The sequence below is a fragment of the Arsukibacterium sp. genome, assembly GCF_033721375.1.
In the GTDB taxonomy this organism is placed as follows: Bacteria; Pseudomonadota; Gammaproteobacteria; order Enterobacterales; family Alteromonadaceae; genus Alishewanella.
Genome location: NZ_JAWWAP010000009.1, coordinates 69,967 through 90,712 on the forward strand (window position 1 = coordinate 69,967; position 20,746 = coordinate 90,712).

22 protein-coding genes are annotated in these 20,746 nt (G+C 49.9%); 16 read left to right on the forward strand and 6 right to left on the reverse strand.

What is annotated here, in order from left to right; translation table 11 throughout:
* Positions 1-4: 4 nt before the first annotated feature.
* From ispH to R3187_RS14840, 14 genes are all read left to right on the forward strand, one after another.
* Positions 5-934, forward strand: a complete 930-nt coding sequence (gene ispH / locus R3187_RS14775) for a 4-hydroxy-3-methylbut-2-enyl diphosphate reductase (RefSeq protein WP_318967824.1) — start codon at positions 5-7, stop codon at positions 932-934.
* Between the two features lie 55 nt (positions 935-989).
* On the forward strand, positions 990-2,039 hold the full coding sequence (locus tag R3187_RS14780) for a sensor histidine kinase (RefSeq protein WP_318967825.1): 1,050 nt from the start codon (positions 990-992) through the stop codon (positions 2,037-2,039).
* Positions 2,036-2,758 carry a LytTR family DNA-binding domain-containing protein gene (locus tag R3187_RS14785; protein ID WP_318967826.1) on the forward strand — a complete coding sequence of 241 codons (723 nt, stop codon included), beginning with the start codon at positions 2,036-2,038 and terminating at the stop codon, positions 2,756-2,758. Before R3187_RS14780 ends, R3187_RS14785 begins: the two co-directional genes overlap by 4 nt.
* A 143-nt stretch (positions 2,759-2,901) precedes the next feature.
* Positions 2,902-3,519 (forward strand): GspH/FimT family pseudopilin, encoded by a 618-nt coding sequence (locus R3187_RS14790; protein WP_318967827.1) that lies wholly within the window; start codon positions 2,902-2,904, stop codon positions 3,517-3,519.
* A 14-nt stretch (positions 3,520-3,533) separates the two neighbouring features.
* On the forward strand, positions 3,534-3,950 hold the full coding sequence (pilV, locus tag R3187_RS14795; RefSeq protein WP_318967829.1) for a type IV pilus modification protein PilV: 417 nt from the start codon (positions 3,534-3,536) through the stop codon (positions 3,948-3,950).
* The gene (locus R3187_RS14800) at positions 3,947-4,933 is read left to right on the forward strand and encodes a prepilin-type N-terminal cleavage/methylation domain-containing protein (RefSeq protein ID WP_318967830.1); all 987 of its coding nucleotides are present in this window, start codon (positions 3,947-3,949) and stop codon (positions 4,931-4,933) included. The genes pilV and R3187_RS14800 overlap by 4 nt, the downstream gene beginning before the upstream one ends.
* Positions 4,911-5,429, forward strand: a complete 519-nt coding sequence (locus tag R3187_RS14805; protein ID WP_318967831.1) for a PilX N-terminal domain-containing pilus assembly protein — start codon at positions 4,911-4,913, stop codon at positions 5,427-5,429. Before R3187_RS14800 ends, R3187_RS14805 begins: the two co-directional genes overlap by 23 nt.
* Positions 5,430-5,439: 10 nt before the next feature.
* On the forward strand, positions 5,440-8,874 hold the full coding sequence (locus R3187_RS14810; protein WP_318967832.1) for a pilus assembly protein: 3,435 nt from the start codon (positions 5,440-5,442) through the stop codon (positions 8,872-8,874).
* Positions 8,875-8,882: 8 nt separating this feature from the next.
* Positions 8,883-9,290 carry a type IV pilin protein gene (locus R3187_RS14815; RefSeq protein WP_318967833.1) on the forward strand — a complete coding sequence of 136 codons (408 nt, stop codon included), beginning with the start codon at positions 8,883-8,885 and terminating at the stop codon, positions 9,288-9,290.
* A 79-nt stretch (positions 9,291-9,369) separates the two neighbouring features.
* Positions 9,370-9,873, forward strand: coding sequence for a prepilin-type N-terminal cleavage/methylation domain-containing protein (locus R3187_RS14820; RefSeq protein WP_318967834.1), 504 nt, complete (start codon positions 9,370-9,372; stop codon positions 9,871-9,873).
* Position 9,874: 1 nt separating this feature from the next.
* The gene (locus R3187_RS14825) at positions 9,875-10,825 is read left to right on the forward strand and encodes a PilW family protein (protein WP_318967835.1); all 951 of its coding nucleotides are present in this window, start codon (positions 9,875-9,877) and stop codon (positions 10,823-10,825) included.
* An 89-nt stretch (positions 10,826-10,914) separates the two neighbouring features.
* A complete protein-coding gene (locus R3187_RS14830; RefSeq protein ID WP_318967836.1) occupies positions 10,915-11,298 on the forward strand; it encodes a hypothetical protein in 384 nt (127 codons plus the stop codon).
* On the forward strand, positions 11,288-12,448 hold the full coding sequence (locus R3187_RS14835; protein ID WP_318967837.1) for a hypothetical protein: 1,161 nt from the start codon (positions 11,288-11,290) through the stop codon (positions 12,446-12,448). Before R3187_RS14830 ends, R3187_RS14835 begins: the two co-directional genes overlap by 11 nt.
* A complete protein-coding gene (locus tag R3187_RS14840; protein ID WP_318967838.1) occupies positions 12,448-12,903 on the forward strand; it encodes a type IV pilin protein in 456 nt (151 codons plus the stop codon). Before R3187_RS14835 ends, R3187_RS14840 begins: the two co-directional genes overlap by 1 nt.
* Here the strand turns inward: R3187_RS14840 and R3187_RS14845 are convergent.
* Both R3187_RS14845 and nadE read right to left on the reverse strand, forming a co-directional pair.
* Positions 12,900-13,409 (reverse strand): GspH/FimT family pseudopilin, encoded by a 510-nt coding sequence (locus tag R3187_RS14845; RefSeq protein WP_318967839.1) that lies wholly within the window; start codon positions 13,407-13,409, stop codon positions 12,900-12,902. The genes R3187_RS14840 and R3187_RS14845 overlap by 4 nt on opposite strands.
* Before the next feature lie 132 nt (positions 13,410-13,541).
* Complete coding sequence (gene nadE / locus R3187_RS14850) at positions 13,542-14,366, reverse strand: ammonia-dependent NAD(+) synthetase (protein WP_318967840.1); 825 nt, start codon at positions 14,364-14,366, stop codon at positions 13,542-13,544.
* 145 nt (positions 14,367-14,511) lie between these two features.
* On the opposite strand from nadE, the gene glnB reads away from it, so the two are divergent.
* Positions 14,512-14,850, forward strand: coding sequence for a nitrogen regulatory protein P-II (gene glnB, locus R3187_RS14855; RefSeq protein ID WP_046555721.1), 339 nt, complete (start codon positions 14,512-14,514; stop codon positions 14,848-14,850).
* An 18-nt stretch (positions 14,851-14,868) separates the two neighbouring features.
* On the opposite strand, the gene R3187_RS14860 is transcribed toward glnB, so the two are convergent.
* From R3187_RS14860 to R3187_RS14870, 3 genes are read right to left on the reverse strand one after another with little or no spacing between them, the layout of a single operon-like run.
* Positions 14,869-16,380: a cryptochrome/deoxyribodipyrimidine photo-lyase family protein gene (locus tag R3187_RS14860; protein WP_318967841.1), complete on the reverse strand. Its 1,512-nt coding sequence runs from the start codon at positions 16,378-16,380 to the stop codon at positions 14,869-14,871.
* 4 nt (positions 16,381-16,384) lie between these two features.
* Complete coding sequence (locus R3187_RS14865; RefSeq protein WP_318967842.1) at positions 16,385-17,773, reverse strand: DASH family cryptochrome; 1,389 nt, start codon at positions 17,771-17,773, stop codon at positions 16,385-16,387.
* Positions 17,770-19,296 carry a cryptochrome/photolyase family protein gene (locus R3187_RS14870; RefSeq protein ID WP_318967843.1) on the reverse strand — a complete coding sequence of 509 codons (1,527 nt, stop codon included), beginning with the start codon at positions 19,294-19,296 and terminating at the stop codon, positions 17,770-17,772. The genes R3187_RS14865 and R3187_RS14870 overlap by 4 nt, the downstream gene beginning before the upstream one ends.
* A gap of 159 nt (positions 19,297-19,455) precedes the next feature.
* Here R3187_RS14870 and R3187_RS14875 point away from each other — a divergent pair, with 159 nt between their 5' ends.
* Positions 19,456-20,073 (forward strand): DUF2796 domain-containing protein, encoded by a 618-nt coding sequence (locus R3187_RS14875; RefSeq protein ID WP_318967844.1) that lies wholly within the window; start codon positions 19,456-19,458, stop codon positions 20,071-20,073.
* Between the two features lie 100 nt (positions 20,074-20,173).
* On the opposite strand, the gene R3187_RS14880 is transcribed toward R3187_RS14875, so the two are convergent.
* Complete coding sequence (locus R3187_RS14880) at positions 20,174-20,719, reverse strand: DUF3299 domain-containing protein (protein ID WP_318967845.1); 546 nt, start codon at positions 20,717-20,719, stop codon at positions 20,174-20,176.
* Positions 20,720-20,746 lie beyond the last annotated feature (27 nt).

The window sequence follows — 20,746 nt, forward strand, 5'->3', positions numbered from 1 at the left end:
ACCGATGGATATTTTGTTAGCCAACCCACGCGGGTTTTGTGCCGGAGTAGACCGGGCCATCAGTATCGTGGAGCGGGCGCTTGAATTGTACGAGCATCCTATTTATGTCCGGCACGAGGTAGTGCATAACAAATTTGTGGTTGATGGCCTGCGTCGCAGCGGCGCGGTATTTGTCGATGAGCTGGATGAAGTACCGGATGGCAATATTGTTATTTTCAGTGCCCACGGCGTGTCACAGGCCGTGCGCGAGAATGCAAAGCAGCGCGGTTTAAAAGTGTTTGACGCAACCTGCCCGTTAGTCACCAAAGTGCATATGGAAGTTACCCGGGCCAGCCGCAAAGGTATTGAGTGTATTTTAATTGGTCACGCCGGTCATCCGGAAGTCGAAGGTACCATGGGCCAGTACGACAACCCTGAAGGCGGTATATATCTGGTTGAATCGGTTGAAGATGTTGACCGGTTACAGGTTAAAAACCCTTCGCAGCTGTGCTATTCCAGCCAGACAACCTTGTCGGTGGATGATACTGCCGATGTTATTACGGCGCTGCGCCAGCGTTTTCCTGAGATTGATGGTCCGCGCAAAGACGATATTTGCTATGCCACCCAGAACCGGCAGGACGCGGTGCGTGATTTAGCGGCAAAAGCTGATTTGTTGCTGGTGGTTGGTGCTAAAAACTCCAGTAACTCAAACCGCTTACGCGAGCTGGCACAGAAAATGGGCTGTACTGCTTATTTGATTGACACCGCTAACGATATTCAGCAAAGCTGGCTGGAAAATGTTAAAGCGGTTGGTGTTACCGCGGGTGCATCAGCACCAGAGGTACTGGTGCAGCAAGTTGTCTCGCAGCTACAAATGTGGGGCGGCCAGACGGTAAATGAAAACCCGGGCCGGCCGGAAAATGTCGTGTTTGCCATTCCGGCTGAATTGCGTTAAAAAATGCGGTAAGTATTACGACAAGCGCTTTATGAGCAGCAGCTAAGGAGTAAAGGTGAATAAAGCCGCGACTGCACTACCTTCTCCTTTATTTCCGCTACCTGATTTATGCCATGGCCGGATGGTGCTCAGAGTGCTGGTGTTAGCGCAAGCCGTTGCTATTTTGCTGGCTTTTGCACCGGGTACCCTGGAGAGCCCCTGGCAGCGGCTGGGCCTGATTAGTCTGTTCATTCATTGGATAGCGTTGCTGTCCGGTTACAGTTACTGCAAACTGCGGCCGGTGCTAAGCCGGCAAAGGCCTCTTACCATTGCCGCAAGTTGCCTGTTGTTACTGTTTTTAACCACCTCCGTTGTCAGCGCCCTCGCCTGGTTGTGGCTGCACGATGCCGGAATATTACTGTCTCAGAGCTTTCTGCATTTCATCCTGGCTAATCTGATGATTGCGCTGGTTGTTGGCCTGATGGCTATTCAACTCGGCCTGATGCATGCAGAGCGCAATCAGCAACTGGCGGCCCAAAGCCGGGCTGAACTGGGCGCGTTACAGGCCAGGATCCAGCCCCATTTTTTATTTAACAGTTTAAATACCGCGGCAGAATTGACTCAGCAGGATAGCCAGGCCGCCGAGCAGGCTTTACTTAATCTGGCCGATTTATTCCGGGCGGCTATGCACGCCGGCGAGCATATCAGTCTGACTGAAGAGATAACCCTGGCCCGGCAGTATCTGGCATTAGAGCAATGGCGGTTGGGCGAGCGGATGCAGCAGAACTGGCAGTTGCCTGCCAGCCTACCGAAGTTGCAGCTGCCGGCACTGACCATTCAGCCACTGCTGGAAAATGCAGTTCGTCATGGTATTGAAAGTTGCCAGTACGGTGGCAGTATCGATATCGAGCTGATTAACAGCAGCCAGTCTGTAACCATTATTATCAGTAACCCGTTTTTACCTGCGCTGGATAAAAGTCGTAGCAACGGTGTGGCGCTGGTTAATATACGGCAGCGATTGCAGTTATATTTTGGCGACAGTGCCAGTTTAACCCGGAGTATTGCCGATGGTAAGTTTCGGGTTAAACTGGTACTTCCGAAAAGCCAGCCTGACTCAAACAGATGAAAGTATTAATCGTAGATGATGAGCCTCTGGCCCGCGCCCGGTTGCGACGGTTGCTCAGTGCTGAAGCGGATTTTAACTGCGTGGGCGAAGCCCAGAACAGCCAGCAGGCACTGCAGCTTTACCAGCAGTTGCAGCCTGATGTGTTGTTGTTGGACATCGCAATGCCAGGTGGTGACGGTTTAGAGCTGGCGTCAGCCCTGGCCAGAGAGCCGCTGCCGCCGGCGATTATTTTTGTCACTGCTCATCCACAACATGCGCTGGATGCCTATCAGGTATGCCCGGCCGACTATATTTTAAAACCGGTTTCTGCTGAGCGGCTTCATTCTGCGTTGGCCCGGCTTGGTAATCGCACCCGCGCGCATCTGGAGCGGGGGCCGGCAAAAGATGAAGTCATCAGTTATCAGCTTGGCTCCGCTACCCGTCAGATTAAACTAAGCAACGTATTGTATTTCAGCGCCGACAGTAAATACGTGCGGATGGTATTTGCCGAAGGGGAGGCATTACTGGAACAAACGTTGAGCCAGTTGCAGCAACGTTATCCGCAGCAATTGGTGCGTATTCACCGCAGCACTCTGATTAATAAAAATTATTTTAGTGCGCTACGCGCTGCAGCAGACGGTAAACACTATATCGAATTAACAGGCCTTGATACCCGGCTGGAGGTCAGCCGCAGGGCGCTTAGTCAGGTTAAGCAGGAGCTGAAGCTGAATCTGAGTTAATCGCCGTGAAATGGGTCCTAAATACCGTTTATCGGCTGAATAAACCTTTAATCCTTGCCGGCATGGGATTTAACAAGCGCTTTTGCTAGGGTAACGCTAGCAAAAAGTTTTTAGTTATTAAATAACAGACAATAGGAAACCTCATGGCATTAGTGGTTGCAGATAACAGACAAACCCCGCGCCCGCCGACCCGCTGGCAACGTGGTTTTACCCTGATTGAGCTAATGGTGACAGTGGCTGTGCTGGCGATAGTACTGACGGTGGCTGTGCCAAGCTTTGCCAGCCTGGTAAATGGTAACCGGCTTACCGCGCAGGCCAACGATATTCTGGCAGGCCTTATTTTAGCCCGGACGGAAGCCATAAAGCAGAATCAAAGTATGATTTTCTGTCATTCTGCTGATAGTGCAACCTGCTCTGCAGCGCCTGCAACCGGCTGGCAGGGCTGGCTGGTACGCGGCACAATTGATGCCACACCTATCGCGACCGGCGTTATGTTGTCGTCAAATTTAACAGTACTGGCCAGTAGCAATGTGGTTGAAGCCACGTTTGACAGTACTGGCAGCGCTATCCGGTTCAGTCCTCAGGGATTAATTCGAAGCGGTAGTGCTAATACTGCGTTAAATGGCGTGTTGCGGGTTTGCCTGCCCAGCACCCAGACTGATCCGAATAGCCGCGACATTGAGTTGCGTTCAGGTGGCCGCACCCGCGTGGTCAGCAATGATGTTGCGGATAGTTGTCCAGCGCCGGCTAATCCGGTTTGATTAAGGTACTGATGATGAGAAAACATCCTTTAGGTTTAAAAAAGCAACAAGGCGTCTCGCTGCTGGAAGTGCTTGTGTCAGTGTTAGTCCTTGGTATTGGTTTGTTAGGCGTCGCAGCGTTACAAACATCGAGTATGCGTAATACTAACAGCTCACTGGAGCGGACGATGGCCGTTATTCTAACTGATACTCTTGCCGAGTTGTTAAGAGCCAATCCGGATCAGGCTCGCCTGGGTAATTATGCCTTTAGTGATTGTGTTGGTAGCACAGACTTAGGTACAGCGGGTTGGGTGCTGGATGTTAAAGCCGCCACGCGGCAGGATGCCTGTCCGGTAGTAAGCTGGGATGATGATCGTTATACGGTAACGATCAGTTGGGGCGATGAAAGGTTAGATGCTGAAAATGAAATTGTAACGCAGGTAATGCCATGAAAATTAAGCAGCAAGGTTTTTCACTGGTTGAGTTAATGATTGCTATGGTACTGGGATTACTGGTACTGGGTGGTGTTATTGGTGTTTTTATCGCAAATCAGGCAACCAGTCGGGCCAATATGGCGTTAAGTGAATTGCAAAATACCGCCAGACTAAGTTTTCAGCTAATGTCGCAGGATATTCGCAATGCGGGTTTCTCCGGTTGCAATAACTCCCCCCAGGTTGCAAATATTATCGCTTTAGACGGAGTACGGCCGGCGTGGGCAGACTGGAGTAATGGTTCAGGTATTTCCGGGATGGCCGCGCCGGCACCCGCTATTAATGGTCTGGCACCAAAAAATGATACCCAGGCACTACGAATTATGTTTGCGGCCGGTAACAGCAACTCTATCAGCAATTATGATGGCTCGACCTTTACATTAAACGCTGATTCTGTGGTTGACCCTGGAGAAGTTGCCATTGCCTGTGATGAAAATGCAGCCAGTATTTTTCAGGTTAGCACTGCAGCGGGCAATACCGTTACCCATAACGGCACTGGTTTAAATGCCGATGTCAATCTGGGGTTTGTATTCGAAGATGAGTGGGCTCCCAACACTGCTGCTCCGCGCGGCTTTACAAACAACGCCATGTTTATGCGATTTGAATCTATAGCGTGGTTTGTTGCGCCCAGCAGGGATGATAGCAGTGTCTATTCGTTATACCGTGCTTCGCTGATTGGCGATACTCAGGTGAATGAAGAGGTGCTGTTTGGTGTGGATGATATGCAAATGGCTTTTTTAAACGGTGTTACCCAGAATTTTGAAACCGCGGCGGAAGTTACTGCCAATGGCAACTGGGGCAGGATCATTGCGGTAAATGTTACTGTTCAGCTTGATGATGCAGTAATGCGCGGGCTTGCAGTGCCCAACAATGTCAAAAATATCAGTTTTTTGGTGTCGCTTCGTAACAGGTTAGGGGGTAATGGTGCGCAAGTTATATTCTAAACAACAAGGTGTTGCCTTAGTCGTAAGTTTACTGCTGCTGCTGGCGATAACTTTGTTAGCTGTCAGTAATATGAAACGCACCACCGTGCAGGAACAGATGACCGGTAATTTACATGACCGTCAGCTGGCTTTGCAACAGGCCGAAGCTGCGTTATTAGTGGCAGAGCGCATATTACAAAATGCCCCGTTACCCGGAGGCCCGGTGGCGCTGATTAATAATGCCGGATTTTATAACATTCCCAATCCGGTTGCCGCTGACCGCTGGGCGCCGGGTGAGCCGGTAACCTGGTTAGGCGCACCACCAATGAACACCGGGTTGGCCAATCCGGCCAATTATATTGTTGAGTATATGGGTGACTGGGCATTCCCACCCCATTGCGACCGGGCTACTACGCCGCCGGTAGGTTGCTTACAACCTACTTTCCGGATTACTGCCCGGGTACCGGCAACACCGGGCCGGGCCGAAGTCACCTTACAAACTATCTGGCGTCGCTGAGGATATAACGATGAAACGATTACGCTCAAAAATGCTGCCAGCTAAGTTTGCTTTTGTAGCCAGTTTATTATTTGGCTCTGCAGTAGCTCATGCGGCAATTGAAATTGCCCAGACCCCTTTACAAACCGGTAGCTCAGTGCCGCCTAATATTATGTTTCTAATTGATGACTCGGGTTCAATGCATTTTGAGTTATTACCTGATGAAGCTATTTTATCTGAAGCTCGTTATATTTTCCCCAGGGCCGATGATGTATACGGTCCTAGTGATTACAATAACAGGGTGCCAACAGTGCAGGATGGCCAACCCTATAATGCCTTTGCCCGCTCGGCGCAAATGAATAAAAGTTATTACGATCCCAGCGTTACCTATAAACCCTGGGTTAACGCTGACGGTGCTCCTTTTCCAAATGCGGCACCGTCATGTGCCTTGCATAACCCTATGAATACCGGTACCTGCCCTTCAGGTGCTGTCAATTCTATCGGTCGTAATCTAACGGTCACCAACAGTAATTATAATGGAAGCCGTTGGGTGCGTTGTACCAGTAGTACTGGAGGTTGTACGGTTGAAAACTCAGATACAACCCGAAACTTCTGGCCAGCAGCATATTTTTATCACAATGGTGGTGATAACTGGGTGTGGGCCAACTATACAAAAGTTGAAATTAAGCCTGCCGTTGCGAGCTACAGCGGGCATGGCCGGACCAGCAGGACCGATTGCACTGCGGGCGTATGTACCTACAGCCAGGAAATTCAGAACTTTGCCAACTGGTATACCTATCATCGTTCACGCATTCTAACCAGCCGGGCGGGTATCGGCCGGGCATTTGTTGGCCAGTCAGAAAAAATGCGGGTCGGTTTTGGTGCGTTGAATAAAGGCAATTCCACAGTCGACGGTGAAAGTAATACTAAGGTGATTGTGCGTGGTGTCCGGGAGTTTAAAGATGCGGCGAAATCAAACTTCTTTTCCGATCTGTACAATCGTGATATTCCTGCCGCAGGAACGCCATTAATAACAGCGCTTAATGCCGCCGGTGAATATTACGCCAGAACCGATAGTCGTGGCCCCTGGGGTGTCAATCCGGGTTCAGGCAGTGAAGCGCCGGTTGATCATATTTCCTGTAGACAGAGCTTTACTATTCTGATGACTGACGGTTATTGGTCTGATGGTGATACGGTTTCAGGAGTTAATAATCAGGATGGCAATGCCGGTAGTACAATTTTACGGCCAGAAGGTGATACCGGTGCTGATTATACTTATGCTCCGGTAGCACCATTTAGTGATAGTTATAGCACCACACTGGCCGATGTTGCCATGAAGTACTGGAAAGCTGACTTACGTACTGATCTGGATAACCGCGTGCCAACGAGTACCATCAATCCGGCGTTCTGGCAGCATATGGTAACATTTGGGGTAGGGTTAGGCGTTATTGGTAATGAAGAGCCGGATGAAGCGTTCGCTGCAATTAACAGTGGAGCAACGATTAGTTGGGCAAGCCCATTCGCAGGTACAACTGCACAAAAAAACCGGGCTAAAATTGATGATTTATTGCATGCCTCAGTCAATGGCAGGGGCGGATTTTTTACTGCAGATAAGCCTGATGAATTTGCTTTAAAACTTGAGCGCACTCTGACAGCTATAATTGATCGGGTAGCGTCTGCCTCAAACCTGGCTGGCACTACAACCTCGATGCAGGCTGATGACTTTGTTTATCAGGGCAGCTTTAACTCGGGAGAGTGGAGCGGTTCTCTTAAGTCATTTAATATTGATGATGTCAATACCCCGGTATGGGAGTCAAATTTTCCTGCCTGGAGTAGCCGCAAGATTTTGTTTGGCAACACCAGCGGGCTTGCAGCCGAGTTTACGCCAACCAACGTCAATTCTGATGGTAATGCCTTAAGTGGCAATACCAACCTGATAAATTATCTGCGCGGCGATCAAACTCTTGAGGTGGGAGAGACAGCTCAGTTTAGGCGGCGGGTAAGTTTACTGGGCGATATTGCTAACTCTTCACCTCTTTATGTCGCAGCGCCGGTTAACCGTAATTATCAGCGCTATAATTGGGATGGAGCCAGCAGCTACCAGACGTTTTTAACCAGTAATGCTGAGCGTGATCCGGTTGTGTATGTTGGGGCCAATGACGGTATGCTGCATGCGTTTGACGGCACTAACGGCACCGAAATTATGGCCTATATTCCAAGACAGATATTAACCGAAGAGGCTGATCTTGAATCTTTTGCTGATCCTGAATATCAACATAAATATTATGTTGATGGTTCATCGGTTGTATTTGATGCCTATATCGATAGCGCCTGGCGCTCAATATTAGTGGGTTCATTAGGCCGGGGTGGTGATAGTTTATTTGCAATCGATGTTACTGCGCCAGGTACTTTAGCAACTGACACAGCAGTAGATAAAGTTCGCTGGGATAAGCGTTTCCCGGAGCTTGGAATTACGACCAATAAACCTGTTGTTGCAAGGTTGAACAATGGTAAATGGGTTGTGGTTGCCGGCTATGGTTACAATAACAGTACTAATAAAGCAGGCTTGTTGGTCATTGATCTGGCCAATGGCGAAGTGTTAAAAAGAATTGAAACAACCAGTGGCTCTCCCAACGGCTTAGGCCAGGTAGAGGGCTGGGATGCGACAGGCGATGGTAATACCGACTGGTTTTTTGCCGGCGATATTATGGGTAATATCTGGAAGTTCGATTTATCTTCAGCAACTACCTCAGACTGGGGAGTCGCTTATGGTGGCCAGCCGTTATTTACTGCGACCGATGCAGTGGGCGAAGCACAAGCGATAACCGGTGGTATATCCTTGTCTGCCCAACCGGAAACCGGTCACTTATGGATATTTTTTGGCACAGGTAAAATGTTATCAAGTGAAGATCCATTGCTAAGCGATCCGAACAGCTGGTATGGCATCCGCGATGGTCTTGTAATTAGTGGCAGAGCAGATTTAAAGCCACGTGATATTATTGCGCAGGAAGATAATGCCCGGGTTATTGAGCCTGGTGCGCCTTATGACATGTTAGGGTTGCGCGGCTGGTACATCGATTTAGGTGATGCCAGGGAACGGATAGTTAACCGGCCGCAGCTGGTCGGCAATAGTTTAGTGATAAATACTATTACTCCGGGTGATAATGACTGTAACCCACAGGGTAGTGGCTGGGTAATGTCGGTTAGCCCATACACTGGCAGTCGTTTGAGTTATTTGTTTTATGACAGGAATAATGATGGCGTGGTTGATAGTGAAGACGGTTTACTTGTTGATGATGAAGTAGTTCCGGTAACCGGGATCCGCTTTGATGGTATGCCAAGTGAACCGGTATTTTTTGAAGATAAAATGGTCGTTGGCTTAGCCGATACCCGGATCGCAAATGTGACAGTGGCACCGGGAGTGCTGCGTGGCCGGGTTTCCTGGCGCGAACTAACTAATCAATGAGTTGTATTATGAAAAACAAGCAACAAGGTATTACCCTGATAGAGCTGATGGTGGTGGTGGCAATAATTGGTATTTTAGCCTCTATTGCCTATCCGTCCTATCAGGCTTATGTGCAGCGCACGAATCGTGCCGCTGCTGCTGCCTGTCTGATGGAGCAGGCACAGTTTATGGAGCGTGGGTATACCGCGGCATTTTCTTATGAAGGAATAGTCCTGCCAGCAATGCAATGTATGGATGATGTTGCCAATCGCTATACCTTTAGTCTGACCGGAGTTGCTGATCGTAGCTTTATCCTCAGTGCGGCTCCTGCTGGTGCTCAGGCAGGGGATGGTTGCGGTACCCTTACCCTAAACCAGGCCGGGCGCAGAGGAGCTAACGGAGGCTTTGAAGTAGCAGACATACAGCGCTGCTGGTAAATTTTTATTGATCAAAATTTGATCTTTTGAAATATTGTTGTAACTTTATAGTTAAGTAAATTAGCTATGGCATACGGATATGCAGTTACAACGCGGCTTTAGTCTGCTGGAAGTTCTGATCACGTTACTTATTTTAAAGTTGGGTTTGCTTGGCGTGCTTGCCGGGCAAACGCTGGCTTTACAATATGTTATCGATGCCACCCAGCGCACCACGGCTGTTGCCCTCAGTGCAGCTTTAGTGCAGGAGCTTGCTGCCAGTCTTAATAATCACCCCGCTTTTACTCTTGAACTTAGCTCTGCCAGCCCGGCTGAACTGCCAGCCTGTTCAGCAATCGTTATATGTAACGCCACTGAACTTCGTGATTATCAGCTGGGGCGCTGGCAACAATTGTGGCAGCAAGGCCCGACAACTGGCGCAACACCACCTTTATTTGCACCTCAATTCTGTTTGCAGTTTGCTGATAACAGCCTGCAACTGCAAGCCAGCTGGCAACAACGGGCCAATGCTGACAGTGCGGCGGTGCTGAGCTGCGAGCCCGCGGCTGGACGTTCAGGCCTGGCATTGACAGCAAGGATCCCCTGAAATGGTGCGCCGGGGCTTTTCACTGGTAGAGCTGTTAATTGCCATGCTGCTGGGGTTGCTGCTGCTGGGCTTTACTGTGCAGATTTTTGCCAGCCTGAGTGCTTCATCCCGGCAAAGCCAGCAATTAGCTCAGTTGCAACAGAATGGTCAGCTGGCGCTTAACCTGCTACATAACGAATTGCAGAATACCGGATTCTGGGGCGGGGTCAGCCTGAATGACATTGCAAGCGCCGCAGTTGATAGTGCAGCACCGGCACCAGATTGCCGGGAAGAGGGGCTGGACAGTGGCAGTTTTCCGGTTGCAAATGAAATGTTTGCCAGCCTGTACGCCAAAGTGGCAGCACCCGGTCGCCAGTTAAACTGCCTGACGTCGCTGGCACCAGAAAGTGAAATACTGCAATTGAAACGGGCAATTGGCCTGGCGGTTAGCCGGGACGAGTTGCGGCCAAATCGCTATTATATTGCGCCGCACTGGCAGCAAAGCCGGATTATTGATCAGGATAGCCCGGGACTTGCTGCTGATAATGTGTTTTATCCCTACCAGCATTTAGTATTTTATATCCAGCAACAGCGGATAGATGATCTGACAGTACCGGTATTAATGCGTAAAAGACTGGTGCGCTCGGCCAGTGGTATGGCAAGGATAGCAACCGACTCGGTTATTGACGGCGTTGAACGCCTGCATTTCGAGTTCGGTATAGATGCCAACCTGGATGGCCGCTTAAATTATATGCTGCCCACCGCACTGATGAGTCACGAACACTGGCAACTGCAACACGGCCATATTGTCAGTATCCGGTTTTATATATTGCTGCGCAGTATTGTGCCGGACGCTGGCTATGTTAACCAGCAAACCTATCAGATGGGGACAAACCGGTTTGAAGCCCCCGATGATCATTACCGGCGTTTATTACTTGCCGGCAGCGTGTATTTTAATAATGTCACCTTTTAACTTTTGCCGCTAAAAGAACAAAGTATCCATAAACAGAAGACGCGCAGTAACATCATCCATATAAATACTACCTGAAACAGGGAGGTTGTATGCGACAGAGCGGTATAGCGCTGATAAGCGCTTTAATCTTTCTGCTGGTCATGTTGTTAATTGTCAGCGCTAATTTATTTATCAGCCAGATGAGTATTAAATCAGCTCAGGCGGCGCAGCAACAGCTGTTGTTTGAACAACGTGCCCTGGCGCTGCATCTGAGCTCAGTCAACGACGCGACACTCGACAGCAGTGAAGCCGAATTAACGATAATAAGCCGTTGTCCGGCCAGTTATGCGGTCTGGTCTGAATCAATTATCGACTGTGACCTGTTAACTCTGGCAACCAGTTTGCTGTCCGATGACAATCGCTTTGCGACCAGTTACCGCTCGATGCTGCTGCGTCAGCAAATTGTTGACGGAGAGGTGCTAGATGTTGAGTAATAAACCAAAGCAAAACGCCTCTGGTCAATTAAGCCAACTTGTCAGGCTTGGTCCATTACTGGCTATTATATTACTGAGTCTGCTGGCAGCTGCAGTATTTTGTTTCAGTGCGCTGGCGGCCACCCCGGATTGCTGGCGCCAGGCTACGACACCCCGCGCACTGGAGTTCGAGGGAAGCACTAGTGCCGGTCCGCTGCAACGTTTTTTGCATCAGCAGGATTTTGATGGCGCTGGTAAGTTGGCCTTATATCCACCTGACAGCGAAATAGCGCTGGCCTCATTAATAGCCTGGCCACTATCAGACGGTATGGGGTTGGCCGCACCTTTTTTTGTTCGCACTGAACCACTCGACACTGACTACGATGGCTTTACTGATCAGCTTATCAGCACTGACTTCAGAGGCCGGGTTTGGCTAACCGAGGTTACTGCAACCGGTTTTGGTGCGCCGTTGCTGTTGGCAGACCTGACACACAGCGACTGGCGTTTTATCGCCGGTGCTGGCATTGCCGATGTCAGTTTGCCGTTACCTTTGCGCCCGGATGGTTTAAGTGGCCGGCACCGCTTATTACTGCTGGTAGCCCGCAGCATTATTAGCGGTGAAGATGCGCTGATTGCACTTCGAATGCCTGGCATTGCCACGACAGCTGAACCGGTCGGCTTTGACGCTTTATTCGATCGAACCTTGTTGACGGCGGAGGAACGGGAAAGTGGCATGAGCCATGATCAGTGGCTGGCAATTATTGATAACGCCGGTTGGTGGGTTCGGTTGGCCGGCCAGCTTACTCAGCCACCCAAAGTCGTTGCCGGCGTTATATACAGTGCGGTTGCTACCAGTGATTTTAATGCCATTGAGTGCGCAGACCAAACCGCTGAACACAGTCTGGTGGCGATGCATCTGCACAGTGCCGGTCTGGTATATAACCAGCGGCGTTTCCGGCTGCTATCCGGCGAAGGGAGACTGACGTTGCAACAACAGGCTGATGGCTCTGCTGCGCTGGTGCTGGATAATACTGACGAGCAGCAGCTGGTATTATCAGAATTAAAGATGATTTCGCCGGCATGCCCGGATTGTGCTGAGCAGCTAATGCTGGATCAGTTTCCACGCTGGCTGAAACTGGCTACCTACCGCCAGGAAACCGGAGCGCATTAATGTATAGAACGACGTTGCAAGCGATATACCGGTCACGAATGGCGCAACTGCTAATCTTCCGCAAAGGGTTTACCTTGATTGAGCTGATGGTTGCAGTAGCGGTTATCGGTATCCTCAGTGCCATTGTGTATCCTGCTTATCAGCAATATGTGCTGAAAACGCATCGGGCTGAAGCCAGCCGGTTATTGCTAAGTGCCGCCAATATCCAGGAGCGGCAACTTGCCGATCATGGCAGCTATACCGACAATTTGCTGTTGTTGGGGGTAGCGGCAGATGGCACCAGCAGTACTGGCCGCTATAAGTTACAGGTTGTGCTGGCTGATAGCAGCAGCTTCGAGCTGACAGCATTGGCGCAAGGCGCGCAAACGGCTGATCGGGATTGTCTGGTTTTTACACTTGAGCATACTGGTCAGCGCAATCGCAGCCTGCCATCATCGTTGTCCTGCTGGGACTAAGCGGGACAGGGACTTTGCTGGAAAGTCAGACGATTGCGACCTGCCTGGTTTAGCACCAGTTTGTAGTGCCAGTTAAACGATGATTGCGGGCAATAATAAAAGGTGCCATTCTCCAGCGCATTTAAACTGCCGTCACGGCGGAACTGTAACTGGCTGCGGTTATATTTTAACTGGTGCTGCCGAAAAACCGGCGGGATCTGCCGTAACACAAATTCGGTATCGTTATGTGGATTAATTAAGCTCAGCACCAGCGGATACGTTTGCCAATCGCTCTGGCATTCAGTGCCTGAAAGCGGACACACTCTTACCGGCTGTTGACTATTTGCGGCCTGGATCCTGGCAAAACCAAGGTGACGACTCAACTGCTGCATATAACTGCCTGCCCGGTGCTTATTAATCAGCTCTGCCATTGCCGGCAAAGCAATTTGCAGCAGAATAGCCATAATCGCCAGACCCAGCATAAGTTCAAGTAAAGTCAGTCCTTTCTGTAACAACCCGGTCTTCATAATTGCACGCCTTGCAACCAAACTTGGTAAGCAAAGTGTAGCAATTATATTTAAAATATGTATTTTATTGTGCATTTTAACTGCAGTGCCAGCGATTGCTGGCGTTAAAATGTGCAGTTAATGGCCGGCCGGTTAGTCGTAAATAGTGGGAATGGGTTCGCGCTTATGCTGGGTTTTCAAATAGATATTGACTAGACGATCGCGTACTTCAGCTGAAACATGTTTTCCTTCCAGAAAATCATCAATCTCATCATAAGTTAAGCCCAGTGCGGCCTCATCGGCCTTTTGCGGGCTCAGACATTCCAGATCGGCGGTCGGCGTCTTGCCTACCAGTAGTTCTGGTGCACCCAGTCTGGCGGCCAGGGCACGAACCTGCCTTTTACTTAAGCCAAATAATGGTGCTAAATCACAGGCCCCATCGCCCCATTTAGTATAAAAGCCGGTAATGTTTTCTGCCGAATGATCAGTGCCTAACACCAGACCATTGTTAAGTGCGGCAATATGGTATTGTGCTGTCATCCGGCAGCGGGCTTTAACATTGCCTTTGGCAAAATCGGCTTTTGCATCATCGGCATTACTATGGCCATAAAGTGCCGCCAGCGTGCTTTGATGTAAAGCATCTGCCGCATCTTTAATATTCACCGTTAGTGCCTTCGTCGGTTTAATAAAGCGGACCGCAAGTTGCGCTTCATCTTCATCCCGCTGGGTACCGTAGGGCAGGCGCACGGCGATAAACTGGTAGCCACCGCCGTGCTCTTTGTTTAGTTCATCGACCGCCAGCTGAGCCAGCCGGCCACAGGTGGTGGAATCAACGCCGCCGCTGATCCCCAGCACCAGGCTGGTCATCCCCGCGCTTTGTAATTGTTTTTTAATAAAACTAACCCGGCGGCTTATCTCATTGTCGACATCAATTTCTGGTAACACCCGCATTTGGGCAATAATCTGTTCTGCCTGCATTCTGCTCAGCCCTTAGTTGAAAGTGCAGAATATCTTAACGTATCTGGCGGTAATAGGATCAACTAATTACTGCTAAAAAGCTGATGCTGACGAGCGCTTGTATTATACTGGCGCTATCTTCTGGACCTGAGCTTTGGAAATCGTGATGAAAAAAATTGAAGCCATTATTAAGCCTTTTAAACTGGATGATGTGCGCGAGGCACTGGCCGATATCAATATAACCGGTATGACAGTGACCGAAGTAAAAGGCTTTGGCCGGCAAAAAGGCCATACCGAGCTATACCGTGGTGCTGAGTATATGGTTGATTTTCTACCCAAGGTGAAGCTGGAAATTGTCGTCGGCGATGAGTTGGTAGAGCGCTGCGTTGAAGCCATTATGAAAACTGCCCAGACCGGCCGGATAGGCGATGGCAAAATTTTTGTGTTTGAAGTAGAGCGGGTTATCCGGATACGTACCGGTGAAGAAGATGAAGACGCCATTTAGCCGGGCTTAAACCAGTTGTTACCAGTCAAAACTAAGTTGATCCCTGCTTTTTGCCGCTTTTCTGACAGCTGGCCGCTTGCGACTGGCATGACGCACCATAACTGCGCTTTTTTGTTGTTGCCAGCTGCTCTGAGGCTGGCTCTTTAACCAGCTGCACAGCTTAGCTCTGGCCAGTTGCCGTGCTTGCTCTGCATTAACAATCGGTGCAGGGTAGTCACGGCCTATCACACAACCATATTGCTGTTGCAAAGCAGGCGGCATCAGCCACGGGCTATGCAGCCAGCTGTTTGGTAGTTGTTGCAGCTCCGGCAGCCACTGCCTGATAAACTTACCATCCGGGTCTTTAAGTTGGCTTTGTTTTAATGGGTTGTACATCCGGTTTGGGTTAATCCCGGTAGTGCCGGCCTGCATTTGAATTTGTGGATAATGAATGCCAGGCTCGTAGTCGATAAAGCACTGTGCCAGATGCAACGCGACCGGACGCCAGTGCAGCCACAAATGATAAGTCGCAAACGCTACCAGCATCGCCCGGCCACGAAAATGCAGCCAGCCGGTTGCCAGCAAGCAGCGCATAGCTGCATCTATCAATGGAAAACCGGTAAAACCAGTGCGCCAGGCATTAAAGAACACCGGGTTAAATTCAGTTTCGCGCATACCATCAAAGCCGCGGTGCATATTAAAAAACTCAATAGCCGGTTCATCTTCCAGTTTCTGAATAAAATGACAATGCCAGCGCAAACGGCTGAAAAATGCCTGTAGCCCTTGGCGGTGCCAGCCATCACTTTGCTGCTTTATTGCCAGCAAACTTTGCTGTTGTAACTGGCGCAAGCTCAGCTGGCCATAACTGATGCAGGGACTTAATCTGGAGCAGCTGCTACCGGCTTTAGCCGCTAACGAAATATGTTGCTGGTAATTGCGACTGCGATGGCTAAGAAAACCGCTGAAGATATTTGCAGCTGCTGATGGTTGTTGCATCGAGTCAATAGCGGGGAGATCGTTCGCACGTTGCGGTGCCAGTGCTGCTAAATTACCAGCGGCTGTGGTCAGCCAGGGCAACGCCTCTGGTGTTGGACAAATTGGCGATTTTAGCCAGCTGTCAGCCTGCTCAAACCAGTGATCCCGGTTATGAAGACGACGAAACACCGCAAACTGCCGGTATTGCTGCCACGGAATTTGTAAGCTTTTAAGCAGCCGGCCTACAGCCAGGTCGCGCTGATAGGTCCATAGATTACCTGTCTCTTCATGACTGAATACGCCTGAAACTGCGTATTGCTGGCACAGCTGGCTTAAAACCGTTGTGGCAGCTCCTTTTACAACCAGCAATGGCTGCCCCAGGGCGGTTAGCTGCTGGTTAAGGAGCTGTAGCGCCGGAGCAATATATTGCCAGTGGCGCAGCGATACGTCAGGTTGCTGCCAGTAATCGGGCTCAATAATATATACCGGCAACACTGCGCCTTGCCTGGCCGCATGCCACAAGGGCTGGTGGTCCTGCAGCCGTAAGTCACGTTTAAACCAAACCAGACTGGTCATTTGCTTAAGACGTTTCAGTAGTTAATTTGGCCAGCCAGTTTTGCCAGTGGGCTGGTATTTTAACCCCGGCGGCAGGCTGGTGAACCAGACTGCCCTGGGTCGTCAGCTCTGGTAACATGGCCCGGACAAAATCACCATTGCCATCATAGTTCAGTGCTTGCTTGATAACATTAAACTGGCGCTCGCCGCTGTTACCACTGCCAGCGATATAGGCCCAGTTGCCCCAGTTACTGGCAACATCATAGTCAAGCAGGCGCTGTTCAAAATAGGCAGCGCCCAGCCGCCAGTCGACGCCCAAATCATGAATCAGAAAACTGGCGACGTTCTGCCGCCCCCGGTTGCTCATCAGGCCGGTGCTGTTCAGCAGGCGCATATTAGCATCGATAAAGGGCACCCCGGTTGTCGCCGCGCACCAGCTGTTTAACTGCTGTTGCTGGTGCATAGTCAACCTGGCGGGGCTGAAATCCAACTCGCCTTTAATTGCGTTTTTACTGAACCAGGCATTCTGGTATTTTCGAAACTGCCAGCGAAAGAACTCCCGCCACAATAATTCAAATTTCAGCCAGTAGGTTGAGTCATTTGCCAGGATCTGTTGCTCGTAGCACAAAATCTGCTGCCAGCAATAGCGCACCGACAGGCAACCTGTTGCCAGCGCTGCTGAGAACTTACTGGCATAATAGTCGCCGCTTAACGCGTTTCTGCTGTTTTTATAGTGACTGATCGCCTGTTGTTGCCAGATGTAGTCATCCAGCCGCTGTAATGCGTGCAGCTCACTGCTGCCTGGCTGGTTTGATGGCTGGCTGAAAGCTGCTAACTGACTAAAATTTTCACAAAATTTATCCGACTCTGCAGGGGGCAGCCAATGCTGGCCGGGTTGTGGCTGATATTCAGAAATAGCCGGAGTTACCTGCAGCAGCGGCTCCCGCTGTTTTCGAAATGCACTGAAGCTATCCGGTAAAGAGCTAAGGTCGGGGATCAAAGGTGCACTACCGAGCAAGCTGTTCAGATCAACGGTAGTAACCTGATAGCGCCGTTGCAGTGAAGCAAGTGTTTGTTGCTGCCGATAACCGGTTGGTGTAGCAGCAACAATCTCAGTGGCTTGCAGCGTGGTCGCCAGCTTGTTTATTTCAGTGGCCGGTTCACCAAATAAGGTCACCAAACCAATATTAAAGCGGGCCAGCGCTTGTTTTGTTTCAGCAATCAGTTGTAAATGTTGCTGCAGTCTTAATAAGCTGGCCCGCGCCATGCCATACTGCTGGCCAAAGAACGCAGCCTGGTCCAGACAGACCACCGCGACTAACCGCTGCTCAGTCGCCTTAGCATCCGCACCACACCAGAGCAAAGGATTGTCATGCAGTCGCATGGCCTGATCCAGCAAGATCAGCCGGGTCATAATTGCTCCAGCTTAATAAGATAATCTGCTGCTTTATCGCGTAACGCCTGTTGTTGTGCCGGCTCTTTGTTATGCCAGTTTTTATAAGCCAGTTGCATTCTGGCATTACCGCCAAGCTTTTGCTCATTACGCGCCAGAAAGTCCCAATACAACACATTAAACGGACAGGCATCATCGCCGCTGCTGTCTTTAACCTTGTACTGACAATGCTGGCAGTAATTGCTCATCCGGTTGATATACGCGCCACTGGCTGCGTAGGGTTTCGACGCTAACACGCCATCATCGGCATATAAGGCCATACCCAGGGTGTTGGGCAGTTCCACCCATTCATAGGCATCGGCATACACGGCCAGATACCAGTCAGTCACTTCTGTCACATCAAGACCGGCTAGTAATGCAAAATTACCGGTTATCATCAGGCGCTGAATGTGATGCGAATAAGCATGGGTCAGGGTATGGCTGATCGCCTGCTGCATACAGCGCATTTTGGTGTCACCATGCCAGTAGTAGCCTGGCAGCGGCCGCTCAGCGTTAAGGAAATTGCGGGTTTTATAGTCCGGCATCAGTAACCAGTACACGCCCCTGATATACTCTCGCCAGCCGATAAGCTGGCGGATAAAGCCCTCGGCGGCATTAATGGCAACTTTTTGCTGTTTGTAAGCCGCTTCCACTTTCTGACACATCCAGCGCACATCCAGTAAACCGCAATTAAGGTAAATGGAGCAGATGCTATGAAACAAAAAAGGCTGGTCAAGTACCATCGCATCCTGATAATCACCAAATTTGCCGAGTTGTTCGCTGACAAAATGATTAAAGGCCTGGCGTGCCTGCTTACCGGTTACTGCATAACAAAAGTTGTCAGCTGAACCGGGGTGATCAGCAAAGTGTTCAGCAACCAGTTCTATTACTTCGGCGGTTATCTCATCCGGTTTAAACTGCAGCGGGGCGACTGCTTTCAAATCGGCAGGCGGGGCTTTGCGGTTTGCTTTATCAAAGTTCCACTGGCCACCCAGCGGCTGCTTTTTATTGTCCAGCAGTAAGCCGGTGTAGCGGCGCATCTCACGGTAAAAATATTCCATTCGCAGCTGCTTCCGACCGTCCGCCCATTTTGAGAACATCGTTGCGTTGCACAAAAAACGGTCATCTTCCAGCATATCCAGCGGTAACTGAAAGGTTTGCTGCCAGCTGGCAATTTCCTGCTTTAAACGATACTCCCCGCATTCGGTCAGCATAATGCCCTTTAGTTGCGGGTGCTGCTTCAGGCTATGCTTAACAGCCGCGGTAAGAGATGAAAAGCCTTGCTGGTATTTCAGGTAAATAACCTTATTGTCCTGCTGGCGCAGTACCTCTGCAAAATGGCGCATGGCACTGAATAACAGAATAATTTTATGTTTATGATGTTTAACATAGCTGGCTTCCTGCTTAACTTCAGCCAGCAAAAAAATGTCGTCTTTATCTGCCTCACGTAGCGCCGATAGCGCCGGGCTGAGCTGATCTCCCAGAATAACGATTAGCCTGGCCATACATCCTGACTCATAATAACAATAGGCAGTGGTACGCGATGCTGCCGGGCGCAGATCAATCAATTATCAGGTTAGGGCTTGCTGGCAACAGCAACATATTGCGCTGCGTTAACAAGCAGGTATGATAACGGCAATATAAAGAACTTAAGGGTTTTTCAGATGGCAGATTTTCGTTTCGGGGTTGTTGCAGGCTGCTTAAGTGCGCTGACAATGGGGGCATTGCTGTTAACGCCGCAGTATGCGCTGGCGCAGCCGCACAGTCATAACCATGCTGAGCAGCATGAGCATGAGCATGAGCATGAGCATGAACATCAGCATAGCGACGAGGAGTTCAGCAGCCCGGGCACCCATGTGCATGGCGAAGCCATGTTAACCGTTATCCTTGAGGGCAACGAAGCAATGGTAGCCCTGCAGTCGGCTGCTTATAATATTGTGGGCTTTGAGCATGCGCCAAAAACCAGCGAGCAACGTCAGGAAGTTAGCGCTGCACTGGATGTGCTGCGCCAGGGTAACTGGTTTGCGATTAATCCGCAGGCAGGCTGTGAGATAGCTGAAGCCGACGCCAATACCGATTTAATGGCAGAGGTGAGCAGTACCCACAGTGATTTTTACGCCAATATCAGCTTAGTTTGCCAGCAACCGGCGCGCTTAAATGAAATGAGCGTTAATTTGTTTAATCTGGTGCCAAGCGTGCAGAAAATAACGGTGCAGTGGGTGATAAATGGCCAGCAGGGCGCAACTGAATTAAGTTTGGCGAAAAATACCGTTTCATTTTAATACTTTTCAGATTAACTCTGTTATCTGAAACAGCCGCTTGCCGGCAGCAAAAAGCCCCCGCTAACCTTTGGTTAAACGGGGGCTTTTTTATATCAATACGTTAGTAAGTATATTCTTCAACAGAATCCGCTTTCAGGCTGTAAGCGGCATTTGCCAAATCATGGCTCATTGGCTGGGTGGTCAGGGTGCCGCTAATCCAGAAGGGCGAGTAAATCATATCGGCTTTCAGATTTTTGGCGCCACTTACAAATATAATCTGATTTGGCGGCGGTGGCGGCACGTGAATACAGGCACCAAAGTAAGGCACCAGGAAAAAGCTGGTGACGTTTTGCTCGTCGTCAAATTCCAGTGGCACAATAAACCCCGGGATCCGCACCTTGGTGTTATTAAATTCTTCTTTTACTTTGGCAGACTGTAAAATTTGCTGCCACTGGCCGGCAGCCGGGTCGTCACCATTATAGTTATCATCAAACGGAGACGGCTGACTGTAATCGTGTTGTACTTCCGGCATGGCCTGCAGCGCAGCCAGATCTTCTTCCGGCATTAAATCAGTCCATTCGATGGTTTTCACTTCGCTGGCACTTAGCATCATGCTAAAGCTTGCGACCAATACCATGGATAACGTAACAGATAACTTGTTAAGCATTGGAGCTTACCCTCTTAATTTTGCATA